Here is a 25,352-nt window from a genome sequence, read left to right as displayed (position 1 = left end):
TTAAAGTGAAAAAGCCTTATATATGGGATGCGCGTATTCGCCCCAATTTTTCATCGCGCCAAGTAATATGGCTTTCAAACCTTTATTATCTGTCGGCTTTCCTTTTGTAGGCGGTGCTAAATCTTTCTCTGGCACGGCAACTTCTGTTACTTTAGTTGCAAACCAGGTTACATTTTCGTGAGGTAAAGCTAAACCTAAAATCATGCCTGGTAATCCGGTAAAAGATTCTGGACCACCAGAAACAGCAATTTGGTTGGAGTAATAAGCCACCACATAAACCGAATCCATAATGATGGCATTTGCCCTGCGGCATTCGTAGCCTGCAATTTCTCTTGTTTCGTCGGTAATTTTCCAGTTAATTTTACGCACGCTATCTTTAACCAGATAAGTGTCTTCGTAAACACTTTTTTGTGTAGCACTGGTTTGCTGATTGAAATTTGTAGCAATTGTATTTTTTAAATCAGCCAGAACATCAGATGATAGCCAATTGTTATTCATCGTTTCTTCTACCGTTGGCCACTTATATAAACTTTTATCACTGGTAAAGTTTAAGGTGCTTTTGGCAACTTTAAACTGTGGATTGTTCTTTTTATATTGCTCAAAAGCCTGATTCATATAAGTCTCATTATCTTTATTGATCCTCTTTTTAATCAAGGCATACATATTTGATCTTTTCTCAAATTCGATCACACCATTTTTTATGAAGTGTATATTTTGGGCGAAAAGATCGTTGCTGATGAAAATAACAGCAAATAAGACGATATATTTTAGTGTAGTTTTCATGATAATTATTTTTGTGTTTTAATACCGCCGCCCATTTTGCTAAAATCCCATGATACCGAGAACATTAAATACCGCCTTATGGTGGTATAACTGCTTTGGCTAATGGTTGTATTGTTGGCCGAACGATTAAAGCCGATATTCTGGTTAAGAATATCATTTACAGTTGCTGAGAATCTTAAATTTTCTGCTTTGAAGAATTTTTTACTTACTGATGCATTCCAGATAAGACGCTCAAAACTTTCGGTAAGCACTTGTGTTTTTCCATTGTACTGGTATTCTGCATCTGTAGATATTTCAAACTTCCCTGGTAATTGCACATTACCCGACGCATAACCAGTCCATCCCCACCCATCACTATTCCTACCAATACTTGCTCTAGACATGTTGTATGTTGGGCCAAAGCGGGTATAAAAACTATAACTTTTATCTTTGTATTTCGAAATATTGATACCCCCACTGTAGGTATAGTTTTTAGTATTATTTAAGGTTCTATTATCGTTGATGGTAATAAAGTTATAAGAAGAACTCCCATTTGCGTTTGCGTTTAAACCAAGATTTATCTCGCCAAGCGTGTTTACTTTCCTGCTTATCTGTCCATACAAATAGAAATTTGTCTGCATTTTATCATTGTAATTGATGTAACGATAGGTACTTTTACCAACACCATCAGTGGTTACATCGCTAATAATTGGATTTGCAGTAAAGCTATAGGAGCCACTTAACCAAACCGATTGATTGGTTAAAACTTTGTATGCGTTGTAATTAGCGTTAATATTGCTTCTGAATGATGGTCTTAAATCTTGATTTCCTTCCACAACATTATATGGATCGTCATTTACCCTTACTGGCTGAAGTTGATCAAGTGAGGGCTGATTGGTATTACCGTTATAGCTAATTCTAAACGATTTTTGCTGAGAAAAACGATATTGATAAGATGCTTGAGGCATATAATTAATAAAGTTTCTTACATAGGTTTTGTTGTGGTAAATGTCATCCTGCTTAAAATTTACACCACTAAACTTCGAACCAAAATTGATAACGGTTTTGCCTTTTTTATAATTGAAAATTGCTCCAGCCTGATTGATGGTCTGGTTCAGTTCAAAGTTGTTACTGTAGAGTGTATCTAAAATATCATATTTGCCACTTCCAGATTGATTAAAGGATAGCCTATCCGATTTTCCGTTCATTAAAGTTAAACCATAGTTTATAATTACAGTTAAGGTTTTAGATAGAGGCTCTGTGTAAGCTGCATTTAATTTGAAGGCACTGTTAGTAATATCGTTAGCCTTTAATTGGTTGGTAAGACTATCTACTTTTCCTAAGCTTCTGTTAAGCGAATTTAAATACCCTTCACTATTACTTTTGTTGATCGATTGATTTAAGTTTAATGATAATGTACGCCCTTTTTTCTTTAATTTTTTGGTGAATAAAACGTTCATGTTAAAATTTTGATCATCCACCTCATTGCTTAGTGTTCTATCTGATGAATTTAAGAACCCATTGTTGCCATCAGTAGTTTCGGTTATAAAATGGTTTGAGGTATTACTTTTTTTCAATGCGCCATCAACATTTACTTTCATCGTTAATGTGGTGTCGATTTTGATTTCATACATCACATCCAATTTCTGTCTGAACATGTCTTTGTCAAATGATTGATCCGAGGTGTTATTCTGAATAACCGATGAAAAATTGTTCTGATTTATCGAATTTCTATTACCCGTAACTCTGATCGATCCAATTTTATAATTCGTATTTAACGATTCCTTGTCTTTGTTCCATTTGTTATCGAAATGCAAGCCCCCGGTTCTGGCTACAGGTAAACCCTCACCATTATATTGTCCGTCATAACTATCAAAATCATCGCTTCCACTACTAAAATACATTCCACCATCATCACTCATCGTCAGGCCACCAGAGCCCCCATATTTATCCCGGTCGTCCCAACCTAAACCTACTGTACCATTGTTGCCTAAAATGCCGTAGGCCGAAAATTTCTTTTTGCCCCAAAATTTATTGAACATTCCCTGACCCTGATAAAAATCTTTAGTGCCATAACCACCTTGTACTTTACCGAAATAGCCGTTCTTTTTATCTTCTTTTAGTTTAATGTTAAGTGTTTTGGTTTTTTCGCCATCATCAATGCCGGTAAAACTAGCCTGATCGCTAGCCTTATCGTAAAGTTGAACAGATTCTACCATATCAGCCCGAAGATTTTTGGTTACCAGCGTGGGGTCATCACCAAAAAATTCTTCACCATCTACCAATACCTTTGGGACACTTTTGCCTTGAGCTGTAATTTTCCCATCCTTATCTATCTGAAAACCTGGAAACTGTTTAATTAAATCTTCTACCTTCGAATTAGGTTCGATATTATATGCTTTCGGATCAAACTCTGTGGTATCACCTTTAATTTTTATGGCTGTTCTGTTCCCTTTAATAATTACATCGGCAAGAATTTTGGCCATCCCGGTAAGATTAATTTTTCCATAATCTTTAACCTGAGTGGTAGAATCGAGCGTAAAATGATCTACAAAATCTGCATACTTAGGATAAGAAACCAATAAGATAAACTTTCCATTTTTAATGCCAGTAAGTTCGAATGAGCCATTTTCTGCTGCACGGGTAAATTTTACCAAAGTAGAATCTTTTGCATTTAAAACGGCAATAGATGTTCCTGATAAAAGCGTTGTCGATGCTGTATCAATCGTTCGGCCTTTAATCGTGTGTAGACCCTGCGCCCTGGAATAAGTTGTGATAAAAATAAAAAAGCACAGCGAGAGTAGTAGGCGTTTCATAGATAGGATTTTGTTTTGTTTGCCGAATATAAAACTAATATGTTAGTTGTGCATAATGCTTTAACCTTTTTTAACATTATTGCCTAATAGTCAATTCATTTTAATCTTTCAGGTTTACAACAAATCGTTTTTCATATAGGTTAATTAGGCGTTCGTCTATAAATACAAGCCCATGGTATAATAGCCCATAATTGGCTGAAACGTTTTTGATAGTATATAGTCTTAATTACAAAACCACCTAATAATTAGGGATTTAAAATAAAGATTTATAAACATAAAAATATTAAGGTCATGAAAACTTCTATCAAAAATTTATTCGCAGCAGCATTAGTAATGGTTACTTTAAGCAGCGCAACAGTAGTAGCAAACGCAACAGAAAATAATACCAGCTACACTGCATTAACAAAAGTTAAAAACATAAGCAAAATTGTAGTTTCCGGAAATGTGAAACTGATCCTTGTTCAGGATGCCAAAGAAAGTGTTGTGGTTTATGATCAGTATTATACCAAAAATGCGTTGGTGCAACAGCAGGGCGAAGAACTTAGGATCAGCTCTTTTGATAAAAATACCCTAACCGTAATTGCCCACGTAAACAATTTAACTGCCATCGAAGCTTCAAATACTGCAAGTGTAAACACTGCTGGAAATTTCAACCTGTTAAACCTAAGCATTGTTTTAAATGATGAGGCATCGGCAGATATTAAAGCCAATACGGTTAATTTATCAACAAATATTAAAGATGGCGCATCATTAAAATTGGAAGGCACTACCGATACACACCAAGCTGTTTTGGGCGTAGCATCGAAAATAAACATGGACGGTTTTACCGCTCAAGAAAGTAGTATCAGATTAACAGGAAAATCACTTTTAGCAAACAACAACAAATCCCGCTACGATGATATACAAGTAGATATACTAGAAAAACTATTCTAACTCCATCATATATTTTACCAGAAAGGCACTAAATTTTAAATTTAGTGCCTTTTTTATTTTAAAAAGATGATCGTTTGTTACAAACGAGGACGATTTTACAAATCAAATTTTATCCCCTGTGCTAAAGGCAGTGTATTCGAATAATTGATGGTATTGGTTTGTCTGCGCATATAAGCTCTCCAGGCATCCGATCCACTTTCACGGCCACCACCGGTTTCTTTCTCACCACCAAAAGCACCACCAATTTCTGCACCTGAAGTACCGATATTTACGTTGGCTATGCCACAGTCAGATCCGTTAGCGGATAAGAACTGCTCAGCCTCTCTTAAATTCAAGGTCATAATGGCCGATGATAATCCTTGAGGAACGGCATTTTGCAAGGCAATGGCCTCCTCTAATGTTTTGTATTTAATCAGATATAAAATAGGCGCAAATGTTTCATGCTGAACAATGTTAAAATCATTCTGAACTTCGGCAATACATGGTTTTACATAACACCCGCTTGTATAAGCATCGCCAGATAAAACGCCTCCTTCTACCACAAAATTGCCGCCTTCGGCCTTACATTTTGCTATAGAATCTAGGTAAGCTGCAACTGCATCGGTATCAATCAGCGGACCAACGTGGTTATTTTGATCTAATGGATCGCCTATGCGCAACTGTCCGTAAGCTTTAACCAGTTTAGCAGTAAAAGCATCATATACGCTTTCGTGTATAATTAATCTTCTGGTAGAAGTGCAGCGCTGGCCTGCAGTACCAACAGCACCAAATACAGCACCAATTAAACTCATATCTAAATCAGCATGTTCTGAAATGATAATGGCATTATTGCCGCCTAGCTCCAACAGGCTTTTCCCTAACCGTGCACCAACAGCTGCGCCAACTGCCTTGCCCATCCTTGTAGAGCCGGTGGCAGAAATTAAAGGGATGCGTCCATCATTTGTCATCAGTTCTCCAACTTCCCTATCTCCTAAAACAAGGTTACAAACGCCTTCGGCTATATCGTTATCTTTAAAAACCTTCGCAATAATATGTTGGCACGCAACGGCGGTTAAAGGGGTTTTTTCTGATGGCTTCCAAATGCAAACATTGCCGCAAACCAAGGCCAGGGCGGTATTCCAACTCCATACGGCTACAGGAAAATTAAATGCAGAAATGATACCTACAATTCCCAAAGGATGCCATTGTTCGTACATGCGGTGGCTCGGGCGCTCGCTGTGCATGGTTAAACCATAAAGCTGTCTCGATAAACCTACGGCGAAATCACAGATATCGATCATTTCCTGTACTTCGCCAAGCCCTTCCTGCAAACTTTTGCCCATCTCGTAAGAAACTAAGGTACCCAAGGCATCTTTGTTTTCGCGTAATGCGTCACCAAACTGGCGCACAATTTCTCCTCTTTTGGGCGCTGGAACCGAACGCCATGCTGTAAATGCTTCCTGCGCTTTAAGTACAACAGCATCATAATCAGCAGCACTTGCAACCTTTGCCGAAGCAATCAGCTTACCATCAACAGGAGAAAAACTTTCTAATGTATTTGGATTAAGTTCACCGCCCCAATTGCTGCCTGTACTATAGGCGGCATTGCTTGCATTAATGCCCAGTTTGTTTAAAATGGATTGAATATCTGTAGTCATATATCTAACGATTTACACAAAAAAACAAAAAAAATAAAGGAAAGTAGGTATGTTTACCGCTTATCTTATCACAATCGGCTGAAAACCCTTACTTAATAGAAAGATCAAATTATTCGTGATTCTCTTTTACACATTGAGTTTGGGCTTAAGTGCAAAACAGAATATTAATTAGATTTTGTAGAGATCTGTCCAAGAACTTTCTTAAATAGTGCTCCTTTTTCATAGCCTGACCATTTGGAGACGATCTTGCCTTGTGGATTGATTAGTACAAAAGTAGGATAACCAGAAACACCATATTTGATGATTGTTTCGCCATAAAATCCTTTCCCATCCCAGAGGCTTAGCCATTGAGGTTGATCTCTATTTAAGCCCTTTAACCAAGTTTCCTTCCCTGCATCACATGAAAAGGAGACTACTGATAAATTATCATTGAGCTTTTGAGAGATTTCCTTTAACTCTGGAATGGATTCTATACAAGGGCCACAGAAAGAAGTTGAAAAATCCAATAATATATACTTGCCCGACAACTCAGCTAAAGAATGTTGCTTAGCATCTTTATCGAAAGCATAAAAATTGTAGAAACTATCTCCTTTATCGATAATATCCCCAACCTTTAAATACGTATCAATTCTTTTTGCATATAAAGTATTCTTAAAATCTGCATGGAGAGAATTGTAAAATTTACGTATTGTGTCTCTCGGAAAGTCATTTTTAAGATAGAAAAGAGCATCGAGTGCTTCGAAACTATTTAAATTCTGCCTTACAAAATTCATTCTTGTAATCCTGTCTGTACTATCTATTTTCCCAATCACCTTCCATATCGCTTTAGCCTTTAATTTCGCACTATCTCCTGTCAGTGCAAAATATTCCGCTACTAATTTATTCCGTTGCTTATAACCTGCTTTAGTCAAGTCTATCATTTTATTATGCATATCCTGTGTTTTTGATCCCGTTATCTTCAGGTCAAAAGGAAAATCCTTAATGTCTCCCTTTACATTAATTTTTTCATTTCCCATTAGTAAGGTAAAATAGTAAAACTCCTTGGCTACAGTTGTTTTTACCCATAATGATTGAGGTGTTTTCCTAAGCATGCCTTTGAAATTTAGAACATTATTTTTGATTATGGCGCTATCAATGTCGGTATCAAGCTCCGAATCGTTTAAGTAAAACTTAGTTCCGTTTTCAAAGCCAGTAATTTGTGCGTTAATAACATACTGCTGGGCAGAAACGAGCGTGGTGATGCAGATTGCAATAAGGAGTAATAGCGCGTTTTTCATATTTGACCAAAATAAGGATTTGCCTTTATGAAAGCAATATTTTATGAGAGCACATTTTCTAGTGCCTACACAAGCTTAGCTTTAGCATAATTCTTAATATCTTACCCTAATTTTACTCAATACTACTATTCAATGAAAAAAATTAAACTATTATTCATTGCCCTTTTAGGCTTCGGGCTCAGCCTTAACGCACAACCCAAGAAGGCAACGAACTCTCTTTTATGGGAAATTTCTGGTAATGGGCTAAAAAAGCCTTCCTATCTATTTGGCACGCATCATTTAATAGGGGCTAAATTTGCGGATACCATGAAGGTTTTGCAGGAGAAATTGAAATCGGCCGATGCGGTAGTGGGTGAAATTGTAATGGATAGTACCATACAGAAGAAAATGGCGCCTTTTTTAATGATGAAAAACAACACACTCGATAGTTTATTAACAAAAGCAGAATTTAAAGAGGTAGAAGATTATTTCAAAACCAAACAGCCCGATTTTGAATTAAAGGAGCTAAACAACTTTAAGCCTGCAATGGTGTCGTTTATGATGGTGTTTTTTGATAATGCAGATCTATTAAAAGATGTAGGAGAAGGAATTGATAATAGTTTCCAGGCATATGCTAAAAACAATGGTAAATCATTGTATGGGTTAGAAACAGCCGAGTATCAGGGAGCACTTTTATTCGATAATGATCTGCAAAAACAAAAAAAAGCATTGCTGAAATCGATTAGGGAGGGAGATAAAAGCAAACAAAAAATGGAAGAGCTGAAAACGTATTATATCACCCAGGATATCGATAAATTAACCGATTTTTTTAAAATACAAGACGAGGAAACCAAAGAGTTTATGACTGAAGTGTTAAAAAATCGAAATAAAAGATGGTTGGATCAATTACCTGCCTTAATGCAAAACCAGTCGTTGTTTATAGCGGTCGGGGCGGGTCATTTAGTAGGTACTGAAGGTTTGATAAAAGGACTGCAACTTAAAGGTTACATTTTGAAGCCTGTAGCAACCAATTAAATGTTTTAATGTGTTTGTAAAAACAAACGAAAGGGAACTACATTTGCGTTTTAACTTTAGCACAAATAGCTCGTTTAAAGTAAAACTAACTGTAACAACATAAAAATGGATAAAAAAATTATTGCCTGTGGGATAATGCTGGCTTCGGCCTTTATGGCTAAACCACTTTTTGCGCAGGAACTGCCTGTAGAAAAATCGAACAACTTAAATATTTACCGTGTAACTGCAACTAAAGTTAACGATCTGATACATACCAAACTCGATGTATCTTTTGATTATGCTAAGCGATACCTATTTGGTAAGGAATGGGTTACTTTAAAGCCTCATTTTTATGCTACAGACTCTTTAACACTTGATGCACAGGGAATGGATATTAAAACCGTTGCATTGGTTGGCGTAAAAGGAAATACCCCGCTTAAATATGTTTATAACAATAATAAACTGTACATCACATTAAATAAAAAGTACACTAATACTGAAAAGTATACGGTATATATTGCTTATACTGCTAAACCTGATGAACTGAAAGTAAAGGGGAGTGCGGCCATAACCGATGCTAAAGGTTTATATTTTATCAACCCGGATGGGGCGGATAAAAATAAACCAACGCAGATCTGGACACAGGGTGAAACAGAATCATCTTCGGCATGGTTTCCCACTATCGATAAACCTGATCAGAAAACTACTGAAGAGATTTCAATTACGGTAAAATCGAAATATACAACACTCTCTAACGGAAAATTGGTGAGCCAGAAAGCCAATGCAGATGGAACCCGAACCGATACATGGAAAATGGAGCTTCCTCACTCGCCATACTTGTTTATGATGGCTGTGGGAGAATTCAAAATTACAAAAGATACTTATAAAGGTAAGGAAGTGAGTTATTACCTGGAGCCTAAATACGCGCCTTACGCCAAACAGATTTTTGGTAAAACGCCTGATATGATCCAATTTTATAGCAATCTGTTGGGTGTAGATTATCCATGGAACAAATATGCACAAGTGGTAGCCAGAGATTACGTTTCGGGTGCGATGGAAAATACTACAGCAACTTTGCACGGCGAGCAGGTGCAAAAAACCGATCGGGAATTATTGGACGAAAATGAAGAAGGAACCATTGCACACGAACTTTTTCACCAGTGGTTTGGCGATTATGTAACGGCCGAATCGTGGTCTAATTTAACCATGAACGAATCTTTTGCCACCTTTGGCGAGGTAATCTGGCATGGGCATGATGCGGGTAAGGATGCTGAAGATAAATCGCGTTACGAAAAACTTCAGTCTTACCTAGGCTCAACTAAAAAAGGCGAAAGTCCGGTTTTGGCCCGCTTCTATTACAACGATAAAGAAGATATGTTCGATAATGTCAGCTACGCCAAAGGTTCGATTATTCTGTATGCCTTAAAAAACCAGATGGGCGATGCAGCTTTCTATAAGTCGCTTAACCGCTACCTCACTACAAATGCCTTTAAAAATGGCGAAACGCACCAATTGCGTTTGGCAATGGAAGATGTTACCGGAAAAGATTGGAGTCCGTATTTTAATCAGTGGTATTACAATGGCGGCCACCCGATTTTAAGTATCGATTATGGCTACGAAAACGGCAAGGCAACAATTAAAGTTAAGCAGACACAGGATTCGAGCGTGCAGACCTTTACGCTACCGGTCAAAATTGATATTTACGCGGGAGGTCAAAAAATCAGAAAAGAGGTTCTGATTAATAGTCGTGAGCAGAATTTTAGTTTTGAGGTGAGTGCTAAACCGGATTTAATCGATTTTGATGTAGATAAAATTTTAGTTGGCGAAACCAACGATAACAAAACTGCTGAAAACTATTATTTCCAATACAAAAATGCCCCTAGTTATGCCAATAGAATTGAAGCCTTACAATTTATTATGCAGAGTAAAGCCAAAAGCGGCCAACTCGTATTGCTAGAAGGTTTAAAAGATCAATCGGCAGATTTGAGAACTTTAAGTATAGATGGCATTAATTTAGACGATACTCAGATTAAAGCAGCAGCTTTGCCGATTTTACTTCAGATCGCCAAAACAGATAAAAATACCGAAGCAAGATCAGCTGCAATTTTGAAATTAGCTGAAACTGGCGATCAGGCATATAAAAATTTAATGTTAGAAAGCTTAAAAGACAGGTCGTACAGGGTAATTGCTGCTGGTGTTGATGGTTTGGCCAAATTGGCTCCACAAGAAAGTATCGCAACTTTAGCATCGTTAGATGAAGATACAAAAGCACATATAGCAGCTTCTATTGCAACGTTATATATCAACGAACCAAAAGATGAGTATCAGGCATTTTATGATAACATTATGCTTACAGGCGATAAGAATGAAGTTTTTGCAGTAGTTGGTCAGTATTTTCAGTATCTGAGAGCCAACAATAACCCCGTAGTTACCGAAAAAGGTATTATGAACATTGCTGGCGCCATTGAAAGATTAAAATTACAATCTTATTTAAATAAGCAACTTTCAGGAGCCTACACTGCAGCTGCCCAGGCTAAAACACAACAAGCTGCCGCAGTAAGCGGAGAGGCTAAAACAAAGCTAAGCAAACAGGCCGAATTGTTTAAAAAAGGCGCAGCTGATTTAGGAAAAGAATAATAATTAACATAGTTATGTGTCGATGCGTCATTCCCAACTTGATTGGGGATCTTAATGCAGTGAGCTTTAAGATTCCCACCTGCGTGGGAATGACGATCGTTCTTTTTACAATCTGCCAAAGCTGGCTATTTGTCTTTTAAGGATTACATCCCTCTTTTCTCCTGGTATCAATAATATAAACAATTTGCCAGCCCTTATCTCCTTTCACCAACTGAAAAGAATTAACCCCGCAATGGCTAAATTTTTCACCCAGGTAAAATTTATAGTCTGTCCAAACAGAAGCCAAAGGGCCATCGATTAAGATTTTAGTAAAAACAATACGCTCATCGTATTTATCCTGGTGCGGAGTGCCAATAACTTTGATAAAGCTGTTAACCGATTCTGTTCGTATGCTCACCTTACCTTCTTTGTTGACGATGGTTTGCATTATTGCTGCTGGTGCAAAGGCACTTCTTGTTAAAGTGCTGTCTCCGTCTTTCATGCCGGTAAAAAGCTTGGCTATGTTTTTTTTAATGGCACTTTCATCATCGCTTTGTGCAAAGCCATTTGTAGTAAAACATAATAAAAACAGGGCAAAAATGACTAATCCTTTCATGACTTCTTAATTACGTATATACCATAAATTTATAGTATTTTTGTAAAAGAAGGGAAAAGGAACCGCGATGTTGCAAAAAATCTATCGATTATCCACACATCTTAATCACAGTCAATACGCTTTATAGTCAGCTATTTACGCTGTTTTAGCTGATTGATGTTAATAATTATTTTAAAAACGGATAATTAAAACTTGTAAACTTATAATGTGTTTTTCTGCTAACTGGCACGGTTCTTTAATAGTATAATATATGGAAGAAGAATTCTTTTTTGAATCCAACGAAGATGCACAACGCTCGGTAGAACGTTACGAAGAAATGCTCCGGAACCAGGATCAGTATTTCTTCGATGCAGGGGCATTCGAATACATTGTAGATTTCTACATTGAGAAAAATGATCCGGTCAAAGCTTTGCAGGTAGTTGATTTTGCAATCAGTCAACACCCTTATGCAACAGTATTTTTAATCAAACAGGCTCACCTTTACATTTTAACCAACAACAACGAAAAGGCTTTTATTGCTTTACAAAAGGCTGAGCTTTTAGAACCGTCTGAACCGGATATTTATTTGCTCCGCGGTAATATTTTTCAAAATACCGAACGTTTTGATGAGGCTTTGGAAAATTATGAAAAAGCATTGGGGTTGGCCGAAAGTACCGATGAGATTTTATTACAGATGGCTTATGTTTACCAGAGCATGGGCGATTATGAAAGCGCCATTACCTATATTAAGCTTAGTTTAGAGCAAAATATGGAGAACCAGGATGGTTTATATGAGCTGGCTTTCTGTTACGATGTATTAGATAAGCAAGAAGAAAGTATCAAGTTTTATCAGCAATACATCGATACCGATCCGTATTCTTATGCGGCCTGGTATAATTTGGGCAATAGTTTCCACAAGTTGAACCTTTTCGAAAAAGCGATTGACGCTTATGATTACGCGATACTAATTAAAGAAGATTTTAGTTCGGCTTATTTTAACAAAGGAAATGCGCTCGTACAGCTGGATAAGTACGATGAGGCGATAGATGTTTATAAACAGACTTTCGAATACGAACAGCCTAATGCCGATACCTATTGTGCCATTGGAGAGTGTTATGAGAAACTGGAAAAAATGGACGAAGCCCGTTCTTACTACAAAAAATCGGTAAAAATGGACCCTAAAATGGCAGATGCCTGGTTTGGGATCGGTGTTACACTAAATTTTGAAGAACGTTATTTCGAATCACTGCATTTTTATAAAAAAGCAATCGATTTAGAAGCGGAGAATGCCGATTTCTGGTTTGCGATGGCTGATGCTTATTATAAATTAGGCCAGATTGACGAATCGATTGAAGCTTACGAAAAGGTATTGGAGTTTAATCCTTTGGATATCGAAGCCTGGTTAGATTTTAGTACCGTGCTTTACGAACAGGGGAAATTGCTGGAAGCATCTGAAACGATGGCAGAAGCAATTAAGAATAACCCGGAAGCAGCAGAACTATATTACCGGATGGTGGCTTATCTTTTTGCCTTAGGGAACTATGGCGATGCACTGGGATATTTAGAAACGGCTTTAACAACCGACCCTGATAAACACTATATTTTATTTGAATATTTGCCGCAATTGCAGGATAATAGTGCCATTTTGAACGTTATAAACCGATATATAAGGTAACGACCTTGTGAGAAAAATTTAACAAATAAATCTCAAAATTTTTTTCACTTTTGTACGCATATGAATTATCCATTATTAAACGTTCCCGAACGTCCAGCTAAACCACGCCAAAAAGGCTTAACAATGGTTATGGATAAGGGATTGAGCCTACGCCAGGTTGAAGATTTTATTGAAGTTGCCGGCGTACATACAGATATTGTGAAATTAGGTTGGGCAACATCACACGTAACACCAAACCTTAAAGAAAAATTAGCTTTATATAAAAGTGCAGGCATTCCTACCTATTTTGGTGGAACATTATTTGAAGCCTTTATTATCCGAAACCAGTTTTCAGATTACCAACGTGTTTTAGATCAGTATGGAATGGAATATGCAGAAGTTTCTGATGGTTCTATCGAAATTGAGCACGATAAAAAATGTGGTTTTATCAGTGAACTGGCTAAACAGGTAACCGTTATTTCTGAAGTAGGCAGTAAAGATGCCGCTAAAATATTTGCCCCATATAAGTGGATTAAATTAATGCAGGCCGAAATTGAGGCGGGATCGTGGAAGGTAATTGCCGAAGCACGAGAAGGTGGTAATGTTGGAATTTACCGTGGAAGCGGAGAAGTGCGTGAAGGATTGGTGGATGAAATATTAACGCAGATTCCTGAAGAAACCATTATTTGGGAAGCACCTCAAAAAGAACAGCAAGTTTGGTTTATTAAATTAATCGGTAGTAATGTAAACCTGGGTAATATTGCCCCGGCAGAAGTAATTCCTTTGGAAACTATTCGTTTAGGATTACGCGGAGATACTTTTGATTATTTCCTGAACCAAGTAAAATAAAGACAAAATCCGTCATTGCGGGGCATATTAAATAAACCTTACAGGTTTTTAAAACCTGTAAGGTTTGCTTATTTATATCAAATATGAAAACATACGGTTTAATCGGATACCCACTTTCTCATTCTTTCTCGAAAAAATATTTTACGGAAAAATTTCAAAATGAGGGCATAGCCGATCATCAATACGAACTTTTCCCTATAGCCGATATTAAATCACTGCCCGATCTACTAAGTGAAAATCCTTCACTTTGTGGGCTTAATGTTACGATTCCGCATAAAGTTAACGTGCTTTGCTATTTAAATGAAGTAGATGAAGCTGCAGAAAAAATTGGCGCCGTAAATTGTATTTCCATTAAAACTTTTGAAGATAAAAACTATTTAAAAGGCTACAATACCGATGCATACGGCTTTGAAGAATCGTTAAAGCCATTGTTAGGGCCACAACATACAAAAGCACTTGTTTTTGGCGATGGTGGTGCGGCGAAAGCAGTAAAGTACGTTTTAGATAAATTAAAGATCCAATATCAGGTGGTGGTAAGAACAGCTGTGCCCGGTGCTATTCTTTACTCGGAAATTACACCAGAGATTTTAGCCTCGCACCAGTTATTGATTAATACTACGCCCTTGGGAATGTCGCCAAGTGTAGATACTTTTCCCGAAATTGATTACAGTTTGCTTGGAAAAGGATATTTAGCTTACGATTTAGTGTACAATCCGCTGGAGACTGCATTTTTAGCTAAAGCTGCCGAGCGTGGTGCGGCGATTAAAAACGGTTTGGAAATGCTATACAAACAAGCAGAAAAAGCCTGGGCAATTTGGAATAAATAATTTAACTTATCGTCATTGCGAGAAGGAACGACGAAGCAATCTTTGATAGAATGTTATGAAACTAAAACAACTGATCTGTATCCCCTTTGTATTGCTTTTGTTCATAACAGCTTGCCAGAACCATGATTATAGTCCGAAGCCAAAGGCTTATTTCAGGATTGTATTTCCTAAAAAAGACTATGTCACATTTACCAAGCCTGTTCCCTTTACTTTCAAATACCCTGCTTATGCTGCGGTAGAGCAAGATCAAAGCCGCGATGCCAAAAAAAGCTGGTACAATTTACACTTTAAGCAGTTTAATGGCTTTTTGCATTTAACTTATTATGATGTTTCGGGAAAAAGCGAATATGATGAAATGGTAGAAGATGCCCGAAAACTTGCCTTTAAACATACAATAAAAGCCAGTGCAATTGATCAAAAGCTCATCAATTACCCCGATCATAAAGTTTATGGCATTTATTACGCCATTGAAGGGAATACTGCATCATCAGTCCAGTTTTTTTTAACCGATAGTGCTAAACATTATTTTAGAGGGGCTTTATATTTTAATGAACGCCCACAATACGACTCTATTGAACCCGTTGTTAAATTTATTAAAAAGGATATCGATACCTTGATTTCTACCTTCAGGTGGAAAAATTAATTTATTATTTGTTATCCTGTTCTTGGAAGCAGGTTTTTTCTAAAATTTATGATTACAATAAAAACCTTCACTTTTAACACTTACAGCGAAAATACCTATGTACTTTACGATGAAACCAAAGAATGCGCCATTCTCGATCCGGGGATGTACGAGGGTTTTGAGCAAAATGAATTGGCGGCTTTCATTAAAAATGAAGGGTTAAAACCTGTTTTATTGCTCAATACACATTGTCATCTCGATCATGTTTTCGGCAATAAATTTGTGTACGAAACCTATAGCTTAAAACCACAGTTTCATCAGGGTGAATTACCGATTTTAAATGCAGTTCCGGGTTATGCGCCATCAATGGGTTTTACCCGTTATGATGTTTCGCCATTGCCCGATACTTTTTTGCCCGAAACAGGAACAGTCTCTTTTGGCAACAGCACTTTAAGCTTAATTTTTGCCCCTGGCCATTCGCCTGCACATTTATGTTTTTACAGCTCTGCCGATCATATTTTAATAGGTGGTGATGTACTTTTTTATGGCAGCATTGGTCGTACCGATCTGCCAGGAGGCAACCATCAGCAATTAATTCAAAACATTTCCGATAAACTTTTTGTCTTACCAGATGAAACCAAAGTTTATCCTGGCCATGGACCGGCCACAAGCATAGGTTTTGAAAAACAGCATAACCCATTTTTTTAAAATTGAATATTGTTTATAAGGTCTTTTAAATGTAGCAGTTTACAACCTATACCTTCTACTACATTTAAACCCTCAACCTTTTACCTATCTTTGCAGCTGTGAATACATCGCTTTATATTGCCAAAAGGTATCTTTTTGCCAAAAAATCAACCAATGCCATTAACCTGATATCGGGCATATCAATGGTAGGTGTAATGGTTGGCAGCGCTGCTTTGATTATTATCCTTTCGGTATTTAACGGTTTAGAAACAGTGGTATTGAGTATGTTCGATACCATTACCCCGCAAATTGCCATTACCCCGGCTAAGGGGAAAACTTTTGATCCAAACACAAGCTATTTTAATCAGCTCAGAAAAGATAAAAGTGTTGCCGCTTTTACCGAAGTGCTCCAAGAAAATGCTTTACTGAAATACAACAATAAGCAGGCCGTTGGAATGGTTAAAGGTGTAAGTTTAGACTATTTGAAGAATACCAAATTAGATAGTACCATTAAAGAAGGCCATTTTATATTGCACAACAGAAGTGGCGATAATGCCGTAATTGGCTCTGCGTTACAAAGTTACCTGGCTGTAAACACTGTTGATCCCTTTACAGAGTTGGAAATTTATTCGCCAAAGAAAGATATTGCTGCCAATACCTTAAATCCGGCCGATGATTTTGTGGTGAAGAACATCCGGGTAAGCGGTGTTTTTGAAGTGCAGCAAGATTTCGACAATGGGATTATTGTACCATTGAATTTTGCCCGCGAACTTTTAGGCGAAGATAAAAAAGTGTCTGCAATAGAGATCAATCTCCAACCTGGTGTTGATGTAGACGATTTTCAAAAAGAAGTAATTGAAAAGGCTGGTAAGAATTATGAAGTCAGAAATCAGGCGGAGCAAAATAAATCCCTTTACCACATTTTAAATACCGAGAAATGGGCTGTATATATTATTCTTACTTTTATCCTGATTATTGCTATATTTAATATCATAGGGTCGTTAACCATGTTAGTAATCGATAAGGTAAAGGATGTTGCCATTCTGAGCAGTTTAGGTGCAGGCAAGAAATTAATCAAACGTATATTTTTATTTGAGGGTATGATGATCACTATGTCTGGCTGCATACTGGGCTTAATTATAGGCCTTATATTTTATTATTTTCAGCACACCTATGGTTTTATTAAGATGGGCGATGACGTAAACAAAACACTGGTAAGTTCTTATCCAATCGGACTAAAATGGAAAGATTTTGTTTTAGTTTTTGTTACAGTAGGCATCTTCTCATTTTTGGCATCTGCTTTGTCATCCAATTTAAGCGTTAAAAAGATAGATCAAATTAATCAAACTATATAAAATGAAGTTATTTAAGCAAGCAATTGTACTCGTTGTGCTCCTTGGCGTGGCCGCTACAGCTTGTAGAAACGATAAAGCCGAGGGAGAAAAAAGTAATCTGAAAACCGTTAAAGGTTTGTATAGTTTTGGCCCAGAAATGAGGTCTTTTACCTTGTGCGAAGATGGACGTGAATATTGGGTTACAGACAGCGTAAAAAACTTAGAACTCTCTTATAGCAAGCTAGGCTTCGAAAAGCCTTATGAGCCAGTATATGTAGAATTAGAAGGTTATTTTGCTAAATCAGATACAGCAACTGTTTCTGCCGACTTCGATTCTACTCTAGTAGTAACCAAAGTAATCAAAATCAGCAAAGAAATCCCTGATGGGCCTTGCGCACAATAATTCATTTAAAATCTACAGAAATCGTGCTGCTGAATTTATTTTACAAGTAGAAATAGTGTTTCTGATTGCGGTGTAGCTACTACGTGGTCAGCCTCGACGACTTGTTTATTTTATTATTTTCATTTTTTTAGAGCGCAATTGCAGTATTAATCGGATAGGGCAGTCCTGCTTTCCGTTATAAGTCCGCGCTCATGCTTCGCTTGCAGGCTTTCACTTCAATCAGGGTTATTTTGGGCAGTTTTTGCTACTATTTAACTGTTGCGCCTGCAAATTCTTTTCTGCCTATCCTGTTGTAGCGTTAATCGCAATGTCTTTACAGATTGATGGATGTTCTCGCTAGCAAAAACAGCTTTTAGCCAATTGGGTTGTTGGTAACACAGCCAGTAGATAAACAAAAAAGCTCGCAACTTTCATTGCGAGCCTTTTATATATTCTTGATTTTTAATTTTACCAGAAAGTAGAGTAAAGTGCAACTAAAATTCCGAACACAATCAGCGATCCAACGGCAAACGAAGGATGAACTTTAAACATGCTCGAATCGACTTCTAAACCATTAGATTTATCGCCTTTGCTGTTTTCGAACATACTAATGGCAAACATTACTACAATACATATTACGAATACAATGCCCATCCTATCTAAGAAAGGTATTTCGTAGATTCCATCTGCATTGGCCACCGAGAATCCAAAATTGTGAAGGAAAGATAAATCCATCATTCCCGGCAAGAATTTTAACAATACTGATAAACCAAATCCACCAACAGTAGCAAACAGGGCTGCATTTGAAGTAGTTTTTTTCCAGAAGAAGCCCAATATAAACATGGCAAAAATACCAGGACTCACAAAACCTGTATACTCCTGAATAAATTCGAAACCACCTTTTTTATCGATACCTAAGAAGGGCGAAATACCGATAGCAATAGCCATGGCAACAATTACCACTACGCGTCCGGTACTTACCAGTTTTTTCTCACTGGCTTCTAAATTAATGTGTTTCTTAAAAATATCTAAAGTAAAAATGGTGGAGATACTATTAATTTTACCAGCTAATGAGGCAACAATCGCTGCGGTTAATGCTGCAAAAGATAAACCTTTTAACCCTGTTGGTAAGATACTCAATAAAGTAGGGTAAGCCCTATCCGGGCGAAGCTCTCCTCCAGGCATCATTGAGTTTACATCAATACCTGTTTTTTCCTGATACAACATATATACTGCAATACCTGGCAAAACTACAATTAGTGGCATTAGCAGCTTTAAAAAGGCAGCAAATAAAATACCTGCTCTGGCTGTTTTTAGATCAGCACCTAAAGCACGCTGGGTAATGTATTGGTTACAGCCCCAATAGTTTAAGTTTACTATCCACATCCCGCCGAGCAGTACCGTCATACCAGGTAATGAGGCGTAATTGGCACTGTCTTTCTTAAATATCATGTGGAAATGATCTGGTGCTTTTTCTCTTAAGAACGATAAACCATCTAATACGCCATGGCCGCCAAAATGATCGCTAACTAAATTAAGCGCTAAATAAGTAGTTGCTAAACCGCCGAAAATTAAAAACGCTACCTGGATTACATCCGTGTAACCAATTACTTTCATGCCACCTAATGCTATAATTACAGCAAAAATAGCTAGACCCATCATACAATACCAAAAGCCAATACCCGAAATACTGCTTACAGCTAAGGCCCCCAGGTACAAGATAGAGGTTAGGTTTACTACAACATACAATAACAACCAAAACACAGCCATAATCATGGCTACGGTGCCGTTGTAACGTTGACTTAAAAATTGTGGCATGGTGTAGATCTTATTTTTAAGATATACGGGAATAAAAAATGTAGCTACAATTACCAATGTTGCAGCTGCCATCCATTCGTAAGTAGAAATGGCTAGTCCCATTTTAAATCCATCGCCACTCATGGCTACAAATTGCTCGGCACTAATGTTCGAGGCAATTAAGGATGTGCCAATTGCCCACCAGGTAAGTGAACCTTCCGCAAGAAAATAATCCTTGCTGCTCATCTGCTTTTGTTTTTTACGGTGGTAAATCCAAAAACCGTAAATTGCCACAATGGCAAAGTAGGCTAGAAAAATAATGTAATCTGTGACTTTCATTTAAGTTATTTGGTTTAGAAATCTAAATGTAGCAAAATCATAAATTAATCTCCGCTTTTTTTGAATTAAAAAATGTTAAAGTGACGTTTATTAATTCATCCATCTTAATTTCAAGGTTATTAAGCTAAGATAGACTAAGTTCATCGTCATTTCGACTGCTTTGCAGCAGAACGGAGAAATTTTTGAGATTTGTTGAAATAAAGTATGTATCATCCCTGGCCTGTGCCTTCACAAACCAGGGAGAATTAATTTTAAATATACCTGTTAATTAAGTTTTCCAGATATTCTTGCTTCCCGCTGCGTACCTCTGGTTCGCCATTTTCTGCAGCGTAGTTCCTTAAATCTTCTAAACTTAGTTTGCCTTGTTCAAATTCGGCACCTTTTCCACTATCAAATGAAGCATAACGGTCTGCCCTTACTTTTTTGTAATCTGATTTTTGAAGAATGGCATCTGCCGTGATTAATGCCCTTGCAAAGATATCCATGCCGCCAATATGCGCATAGAACAAGTCTTTCGGATCAGTTGAGTTACGGCGGATTTTCGCATCGAAGTTTACGCCTCCGCCTTGTAAGCCGCCACCCTCTAAAATGATTAACATAGTTTCCGTTAGTTCGTTGATATCATTAGGGAACTGATCAGTATCCCAGCCATTCTGATAATCGCCACGGTTAGCGTCGATAGATCCTAATAAACCATTATCTACAGCAACCTGTAATTCATGCTGGAAAGTATGACCAGCCAAAGTAGCGTGGTTAACTTCTAAATTTAATTTGAAATCGGCCAACAGATCGTATTGTTGTAAAAAGCCTTTTACTGTTGCAGCATCGTAATCATATTGATGTTTAGAAGGTTCGCAAGGTTTTGGTTCAATGAAGAATGTTCCTTTGAAACCTTGTTTGCGCGCATAATCTTTAGCGGCATGTAAGAATTTGGCCAAATGCTCCTGCTCACGTTTCATGTTGGTATTCAATAAGCTCATATAGCCTTCTCTTCCTCCCAGAAAACATAATTTTCGCCACCAAGGGCAATGGTAGCGTCTAAAGCTGCTTTAACCTGGGCGGCCCCATGTGCCAGCACATGAAAATCAGGATTGGTAGATGCACCATTCATGTAGCGCTTGTGGCTAAATAAATTGGCTGTTCCCCATAATAGTTTTACGCCGCTATCTGCTTGTTTTTGTTTGGCATATTCAACAAGAGCCTGTAACCTGCGTTCGTTTTCGGCAATATCGTCGCTATAATCTACCACATCCACATCATGGAAACAATAATATGGGATCTGCATTTTGGTAATAAATTCAAAGGCTGCATCCATTTTATCTTTCGCCCTTTCTACTGCATCTTTTTTTTCATCCCAAGGGAAAATGTGCGTTGCGCCTCCAAATGGATCGGCACCATTACCATTAAATGAGTGCCAATAAGCACAAGCAAACTTAAAATGTTCGTTCATGGTTTTGCCCGCTACTACTTTGTTGGCATCATACCATCTAAATGCTAATGGATTATCGCTTTCCAGACCTTCAAATTTGATCTGCTCAATGCCTTTGAAAAATTCTTTTGCTCCTGTTACTACTTTTGTCATGTTTTTTGTTTTTTTTGGTTGATGGTCTATTGGTCAATAGTTCATAGTAGATCTCACTATGGACTATCAACCATTAACCAATTGCTAATTGTTTTTCTAATATTTCTTTCCAATCCTGATAGATTGCTTCATATACAGCTGAATGTTGTGGTGTTAAAGTATTAATTACTTGGTGGTTGCTAAAAGCTTCTTCTTCACTTTTAAAAATTTTGGCACCTATACCTGCACCTAATGCTGCACCTACACTACCATCGTTTTCGTAAAGTTCCACCGGAATGCCTGTAACGTCTACAAAAGTTTGTGCAAATACATCACTTAAAAAAAGGTTGGCCCTTCCGGCCCGGATGACTTTAGGCTGCATGCCATTTTCTCGCATAATATCCAATCCATAACGGAAAGAAAAAGCAATCCCTTCTTGTACCGCTCTGAAGATATCTGATTGATTGTGGAGGTTTAAATCAATACCTAATAATTGAGCTCCGGTATATTTGTTGTTTAACATCCTTTCGGCACCGTTTCCAAACGGAAGCACTTTTAAACCCTTGCTACCTATTGGTGCTTTTGATGCCAGCGTATTCAGCTCGGTATAGGTAGCCTGTCGTGCGAAATTATGTTTTGCCCAACGGTACATACTGCCGGTACCATTGATACAAAGTAAAACGCCAGTGTGTTTTTTTTCCTCCGAATAGGTGACGTGCGCAAAGGTATTTACTCTCGATTGTTTATCGTAAGTAAGCCCGTCGCTTACGCCGTAAATCACTCCCGATGTTCCGGCAGTGGCGGCAACCTCTCCGGGTTTTAATACATTTAAAGAAAGCGCATTGTTCGGCTGATCGCCAGATTTATACGCAATTGGAATTCCGATTGGTAGACCCAACGCATGTGCAATATCTGCATTTAAATAACCATGTTCTGAAAATAAGGGTTTCACCGTTGGGATAAGGTTGTCCGAAATGCCATAATAATCCATTACATCTTTAGAAATTTCGTGGTTTTCAAAATCCCAGAAAATGCCTTCAGATAGTGCAGAAATACTTGTTGTAATTTCTCCGGTTAATTTCATCGCAATGAAATCGCCAGGTAGCATTATCTTGTCAATTTGACTATAGATGTCTGGTTCGTTTGCTTTTACCCAGGCCAGTTTTGAGGCCGTAAAATTTCCTGGAGAGTTTAATAAATGTTTTAACGATTTTTCGTGCCCAATCGCCTCAAAAGCGCTATTGCCTAGTTCAACCGCTCTGCTATCGCACCAGATAATACTATCGCGGAGCACCTGCTGGTTTTTATCTACAATAACCAATCCGTGCATTTGGTACGCAATACCAATGGCTTTAATTTCTTTAGGATCAAAAAGGCCTGTCGAATTTAATTTGAGAATGGCCAGTTGAACATTTTGCCACCAATCGTTAGGTGATTGTTCTGCCCAGCCGGACTGTAAAGATTTGATGGCTGTTTCCTCCTCTGGATACTGAGCGGTGGCTATGTTTCTTTGTGTAGTTGCATCAACAACTGCGACCTTTATAGATGAGGTACCTAAATCAATCCCTAATAAATACATCGTTTTAAATTATTTTAATATTTGGCTATGCAAACGGTTGCATAAAGATAGTGGTTAAAAGATAAAACGCAAATTTTTTGTAAAATCTATTCTTTTTAATGCAATCGGTTGAATTGCATATTTGTGCTAATTTAAGCTATACCCGAATTATTTAATAATTTATATTTTTGCCGTCTATACATTAAAATTAAGCTATGGAAGAGATTACCTGGAATGATTTCGAAAAGGTGGAATTAAGGGTGGGGACCATTTTAGAGGCCTTCGAATTTCCTGAAGCCCGAAGACCGGCATATAAAGTGAAGGTAGATTTTGGCGAATTCGGCATTAAAATGAGCAGCGCGCAAATTACCAAACATTATACATTGGACGAATTACCCGGAAAACAGATTGTTGGGGTAATTAACTTTCCTAAAAAACAGATCGGAAAATTTATGTCCGAATTTTTAGTTACCGGTTTTGCTGATGAAAACGGCGATATCGTATTAACAGCTGTGCAAAGTAAAGTGCCTAATGGGAGTAAGTTGATTTAGCCGATTTCTGAAGTGTTTTAGCTGAGACTCGACGCTAATAGCCCTGATTGAAGTGGGAAGCATGCAAGCGAGGAACGAGGGCGGACTTGAAATGCAAAGCAGGAATACAGTAGCCGATTAGCGCTCGCGTTGCGCTTCAAAAATCAATCTCACTCCAGAAGTTTACAACACATATGAGGGGCAAAACTACTGAACTATACCCTATATTTGCTCCATGAGTTTTTACAATTTCGAAAATACGGATCCCGAAGAAGAAGACATCCATTATATGAAACTGGCTTTGGAAGAAGCAAGAAAAGCTTTGGCTGATGATGAAATTCCGATAGGCGCTATAGTAGTAAGTAAAAACAGGATTATTGGCCGTGGTTATAACTTAACTGAACGCTTTAATGATGTAACAGCACATGCCGAAATGCAGGCTTTTACTTCTGCTGCGCAAACCATTGGAGGGAAATATTTAAGGGATTGTACTTTATATGTAACCATCGAGCCTTGTGTAATGTGTGCCGGTGCAAGTTATTGGACACAAATTGGTCGCATTGTGTATGGCGCTAGAGAAGAGAAAAGAGGATTTATCTCTAAAAATGCAAACCTGCTCCATCCCAAAACAATATTAAAAGGCGGTGTAATGGCTGAGGAGTGCGGAGCGTTAATGAAAGGATTTTTTGCGAAGAAGAGATAGGTTGAGTTGATGGTTGCATATTAGGCAATCAAACCATGAGCCATGAATCTTTTTTTTCAGACTTACCGGCCTGAACCTTACAACTTTTCAACCCTTCTGGCTTTACAACTTCTTACAGAAAACGATTTGATGATAATAACATGAACAAATCTTAACGTTCTAATGTTATATTTGCTACAAGAAACATTTTTAAATCTTTAAACATAAAACATTATGGCTTTTGAATTACCTGCGTTACATTACGCAACCGATGCATTAGAACCGCATATTGATAAAACTACCATGGAAATCCACCATGATAAACACCATCAGGCTTACGTTACCAACCTAAACAAAGCTTTAGAAGGTAAGCCAGAGGCGACTTCAAGCATTGAGGAAATTGTAAAACACATTTCAAAATTCCCTGCTGCTGTAAGAAACAATGGCGGTGGACATTATAATCACTCTTTATTCTGGAACATTTTAGGTCCAAATAAGGGTGGTGAGCCAACTGGCGATTTAGCTAAGGCCATTAACGAAACTTTTGGTTCGTTTGCCGAGCTTAAAACTAAATTACAAGAAGCCGGTGCTACCCGTTTTGGTTCTGGTTGGGCTTGGTTATCAGTAGGTGCTGATAAAAAACTTCAAGTTTCTTCTACACCAAACCAGGATAATCCTTTAATGGATATTGCTGAGGTAAAAGGCACACCAATTTTAGGTATCGATGTTTGGGAGCACGCTTATTACTTAAAATACCAGAACAAACGCCCTGATTATTTAGCGGCCATTTGGAATGTAATTAACTGGGATGCAGTTGCTGAGCTTTACAAAAAAGCTTTATAAGCTAAACATTAAATAAAATTTAAGAGAAGTCCCGATGCAAATCGGGACTTTCTTGTTT

20 protein-coding genes and 1 pseudogene are annotated in these 25,352 nt (G+C 37.6%); 13 read left to right on the top strand and 8 right to left on the bottom strand.

Annotated elements, in window-relative coordinates; genetic code table 11:
* Positions 1 to 783, bottom strand: coding sequence for a GLPGLI family protein (locus tag H9N25_RS19110; protein WP_190326897.1), 783 nt, complete (start codon positions 781 to 783; stop codon positions 1 to 3).
* Positions 784 to 788: 5 nt separating this feature from the next.
* A complete protein-coding gene (locus tag H9N25_RS19105; RefSeq protein ID WP_190326896.1) occupies positions 789 to 3,578 on the bottom strand; it encodes an outer membrane beta-barrel family protein in 2,790 nt (929 codons plus the stop codon).
* Positions 3,579 to 3,869: 291 nt separating this feature from the next.
* On the opposite strand from H9N25_RS19105, the gene H9N25_RS19100 reads away from it, so the two are divergent.
* Complete coding sequence (locus H9N25_RS19100) at positions 3,870 to 4,511, top strand: GIN domain-containing protein (RefSeq protein ID WP_190326895.1); 642 nt, start codon at positions 3,870 to 3,872, stop codon at positions 4,509 to 4,511.
* 95 nt (positions 4,512 to 4,606) lie between these two features.
* On the opposite strand, the gene amaB is transcribed toward H9N25_RS19100, so the two are convergent.
* Together amaB and H9N25_RS19090 are read right to left on the bottom strand one after the other, a co-directional pair.
* A complete protein-coding gene (gene amaB, locus H9N25_RS19095) occupies positions 4,607 to 6,148 on the bottom strand; it encodes an L-piperidine-6-carboxylate dehydrogenase (RefSeq protein WP_190326894.1) in 1,542 nt (513 codons plus the stop codon).
* Positions 6,149 to 6,312: 164 nt separating this feature from the next.
* Complete coding sequence (locus H9N25_RS19090; protein WP_190326893.1) at positions 6,313 to 7,425, bottom strand: TlpA disulfide reductase family protein; 1,113 nt, start codon at positions 7,423 to 7,425, stop codon at positions 6,313 to 6,315.
* A gap of 132 nt (positions 7,426 to 7,557) precedes the next feature.
* On the opposite strand from H9N25_RS19090, the gene H9N25_RS19085 reads away from it, so the two are divergent.
* Together H9N25_RS19085 and H9N25_RS19080 are read left to right on the top strand one after the other, a co-directional pair.
* Positions 7,558 to 8,439, top strand: coding sequence for a TraB/GumN family protein (locus H9N25_RS19085; protein WP_190326892.1), 882 nt, complete (start codon positions 7,558 to 7,560; stop codon positions 8,437 to 8,439).
* Between the two features lie 105 nt (positions 8,440 to 8,544).
* A complete protein-coding gene (locus H9N25_RS19080) occupies positions 8,545 to 11,055 on the top strand; it encodes a M1 family aminopeptidase (RefSeq protein WP_190326891.1) in 2,511 nt (836 codons plus the stop codon).
* A 136-nt stretch (positions 11,056 to 11,191) separates the two neighbouring features.
* Here the strand turns inward: H9N25_RS19080 and H9N25_RS19075 are convergent, their stop codons facing one another.
* The gene (locus H9N25_RS19075; RefSeq protein ID WP_190326890.1) at positions 11,192 to 11,650 is read right to left on the bottom strand and encodes a nuclear transport factor 2 family protein; all 459 of its coding nucleotides are present in this window, start codon (positions 11,648 to 11,650) and stop codon (positions 11,192 to 11,194) included.
* A 250-nt stretch (positions 11,651 to 11,900) separates the two neighbouring features.
* On the opposite strand from H9N25_RS19075, the gene H9N25_RS19070 reads away from it, so the two are divergent.
* From H9N25_RS19070 to H9N25_RS19040, 7 genes are all read left to right on the top strand, one after another.
* Positions 11,901 to 13,304 carry a tetratricopeptide repeat protein gene (locus tag H9N25_RS19070; protein ID WP_167295701.1) on the top strand — a complete coding sequence of 468 codons (1,404 nt, stop codon included), beginning with the start codon at positions 11,901 to 11,903 and terminating at the stop codon, positions 13,302 to 13,304.
* A 60-nt stretch (positions 13,305 to 13,364) separates the two neighbouring features.
* Positions 13,365 to 14,132 (top strand): phosphosulfolactate synthase, encoded by a 768-nt coding sequence (locus H9N25_RS19065; RefSeq protein ID WP_169502713.1) that lies wholly within the window; start codon positions 13,365 to 13,367, stop codon positions 14,130 to 14,132.
* An 83-nt stretch (positions 14,133 to 14,215) separates the two neighbouring features.
* Complete coding sequence (locus H9N25_RS19060) at positions 14,216 to 14,959, top strand: shikimate dehydrogenase family protein (RefSeq protein ID WP_167295699.1); 744 nt, start codon at positions 14,216 to 14,218, stop codon at positions 14,957 to 14,959.
* 55 nt (positions 14,960 to 15,014) lie between these two features.
* Complete coding sequence (gldD, locus tag H9N25_RS19055; RefSeq protein ID WP_190326889.1) at positions 15,015 to 15,602, top strand: gliding motility lipoprotein GldD; 588 nt, start codon at positions 15,015 to 15,017, stop codon at positions 15,600 to 15,602.
* Positions 15,603 to 15,650: 48 nt separating this feature from the next.
* Entirely contained in the window at positions 15,651 to 16,289 is a 639-nt protein-coding gene (locus H9N25_RS19050; RefSeq protein ID WP_190326888.1) for an MBL fold metallo-hydrolase, read from the top strand.
* Between the two features lie 98 nt (positions 16,290 to 16,387).
* Positions 16,388 to 17,623, top strand: coding sequence for an ABC transporter permease (locus H9N25_RS19045; protein WP_190326887.1), 1,236 nt, complete (start codon positions 16,388 to 16,390; stop codon positions 17,621 to 17,623).
* Between the two features lies 1 nt (position 17,624).
* A complete protein-coding gene (locus H9N25_RS19040) occupies positions 17,625 to 18,005 on the top strand; it encodes a hypothetical protein (RefSeq protein ID WP_167295695.1) in 381 nt (126 codons plus the stop codon).
* A gap of 447 nt (positions 18,006 to 18,452) precedes the next feature.
* Here the strand turns inward: H9N25_RS19040 and H9N25_RS19035 are convergent, their stop codons facing one another.
* The 3 genes and pseudogenes from H9N25_RS19035 to H9N25_RS19025 form a co-directional block, all read right to left on the bottom strand.
* Positions 18,453 to 20,120 (bottom strand): sodium/sugar symporter, encoded by a 1,668-nt coding sequence (locus H9N25_RS19035; RefSeq protein WP_167295694.1) that lies wholly within the window; start codon positions 20,118 to 20,120, stop codon positions 18,453 to 18,455.
* A 251-nt stretch (positions 20,121 to 20,371) separates the two neighbouring features.
* Positions 20,372 to 21,702: pseudogene (gene xylA / locus H9N25_RS19030) on the bottom strand (xylose isomerase).
* A 73-nt stretch (positions 21,703 to 21,775) separates the two neighbouring features.
* Positions 21,776 to 23,260, bottom strand: coding sequence for a xylulokinase (locus H9N25_RS19025; protein WP_190326886.1), 1,485 nt, complete (start codon positions 23,258 to 23,260; stop codon positions 21,776 to 21,778).
* 194 nt (positions 23,261 to 23,454) lie between these two features.
* Between H9N25_RS19025 and H9N25_RS19020 the strand changes: the two genes are divergently transcribed.
* The 3 genes from H9N25_RS19020 (at position 23,455) to H9N25_RS19010 (ending at position 25,294) form a co-directional block, all read left to right on the top strand.
* On the top strand, positions 23,455 to 23,790 hold the full coding sequence (locus H9N25_RS19020; RefSeq protein ID WP_167295691.1) for a tRNA-binding protein: 336 nt from the start codon (positions 23,455 to 23,457) through the stop codon (positions 23,788 to 23,790).
* 214 nt (positions 23,791 to 24,004) lie between these two features.
* The gene (locus tag H9N25_RS19015; RefSeq protein ID WP_190326885.1) at positions 24,005 to 24,472 is read left to right on the top strand and encodes a nucleoside deaminase; all 468 of its coding nucleotides are present in this window, start codon (positions 24,005 to 24,007) and stop codon (positions 24,470 to 24,472) included.
* 213 nt (positions 24,473 to 24,685) lie between these two features.
* Entirely contained in the window at positions 24,686 to 25,294 is a 609-nt protein-coding gene (locus H9N25_RS19010; RefSeq protein ID WP_167295689.1) for a superoxide dismutase, read from the top strand.
* The last annotated feature ends 58 nt before the right edge of the window (positions 25,295 to 25,352 follow it).

This window comes from Pedobacter riviphilus (assembly GCF_014692875.1).
In the GTDB taxonomy this organism is placed as follows: domain Bacteria; phylum Bacteroidota; class Bacteroidia; order Sphingobacteriales; family Sphingobacteriaceae; genus Pedobacter; species Pedobacter riviphilus.
The sequence above is the reverse complement of the archived record's forward strand: the minus strand, read 5'-3'. Positions and strand labels throughout refer to the sequence as shown.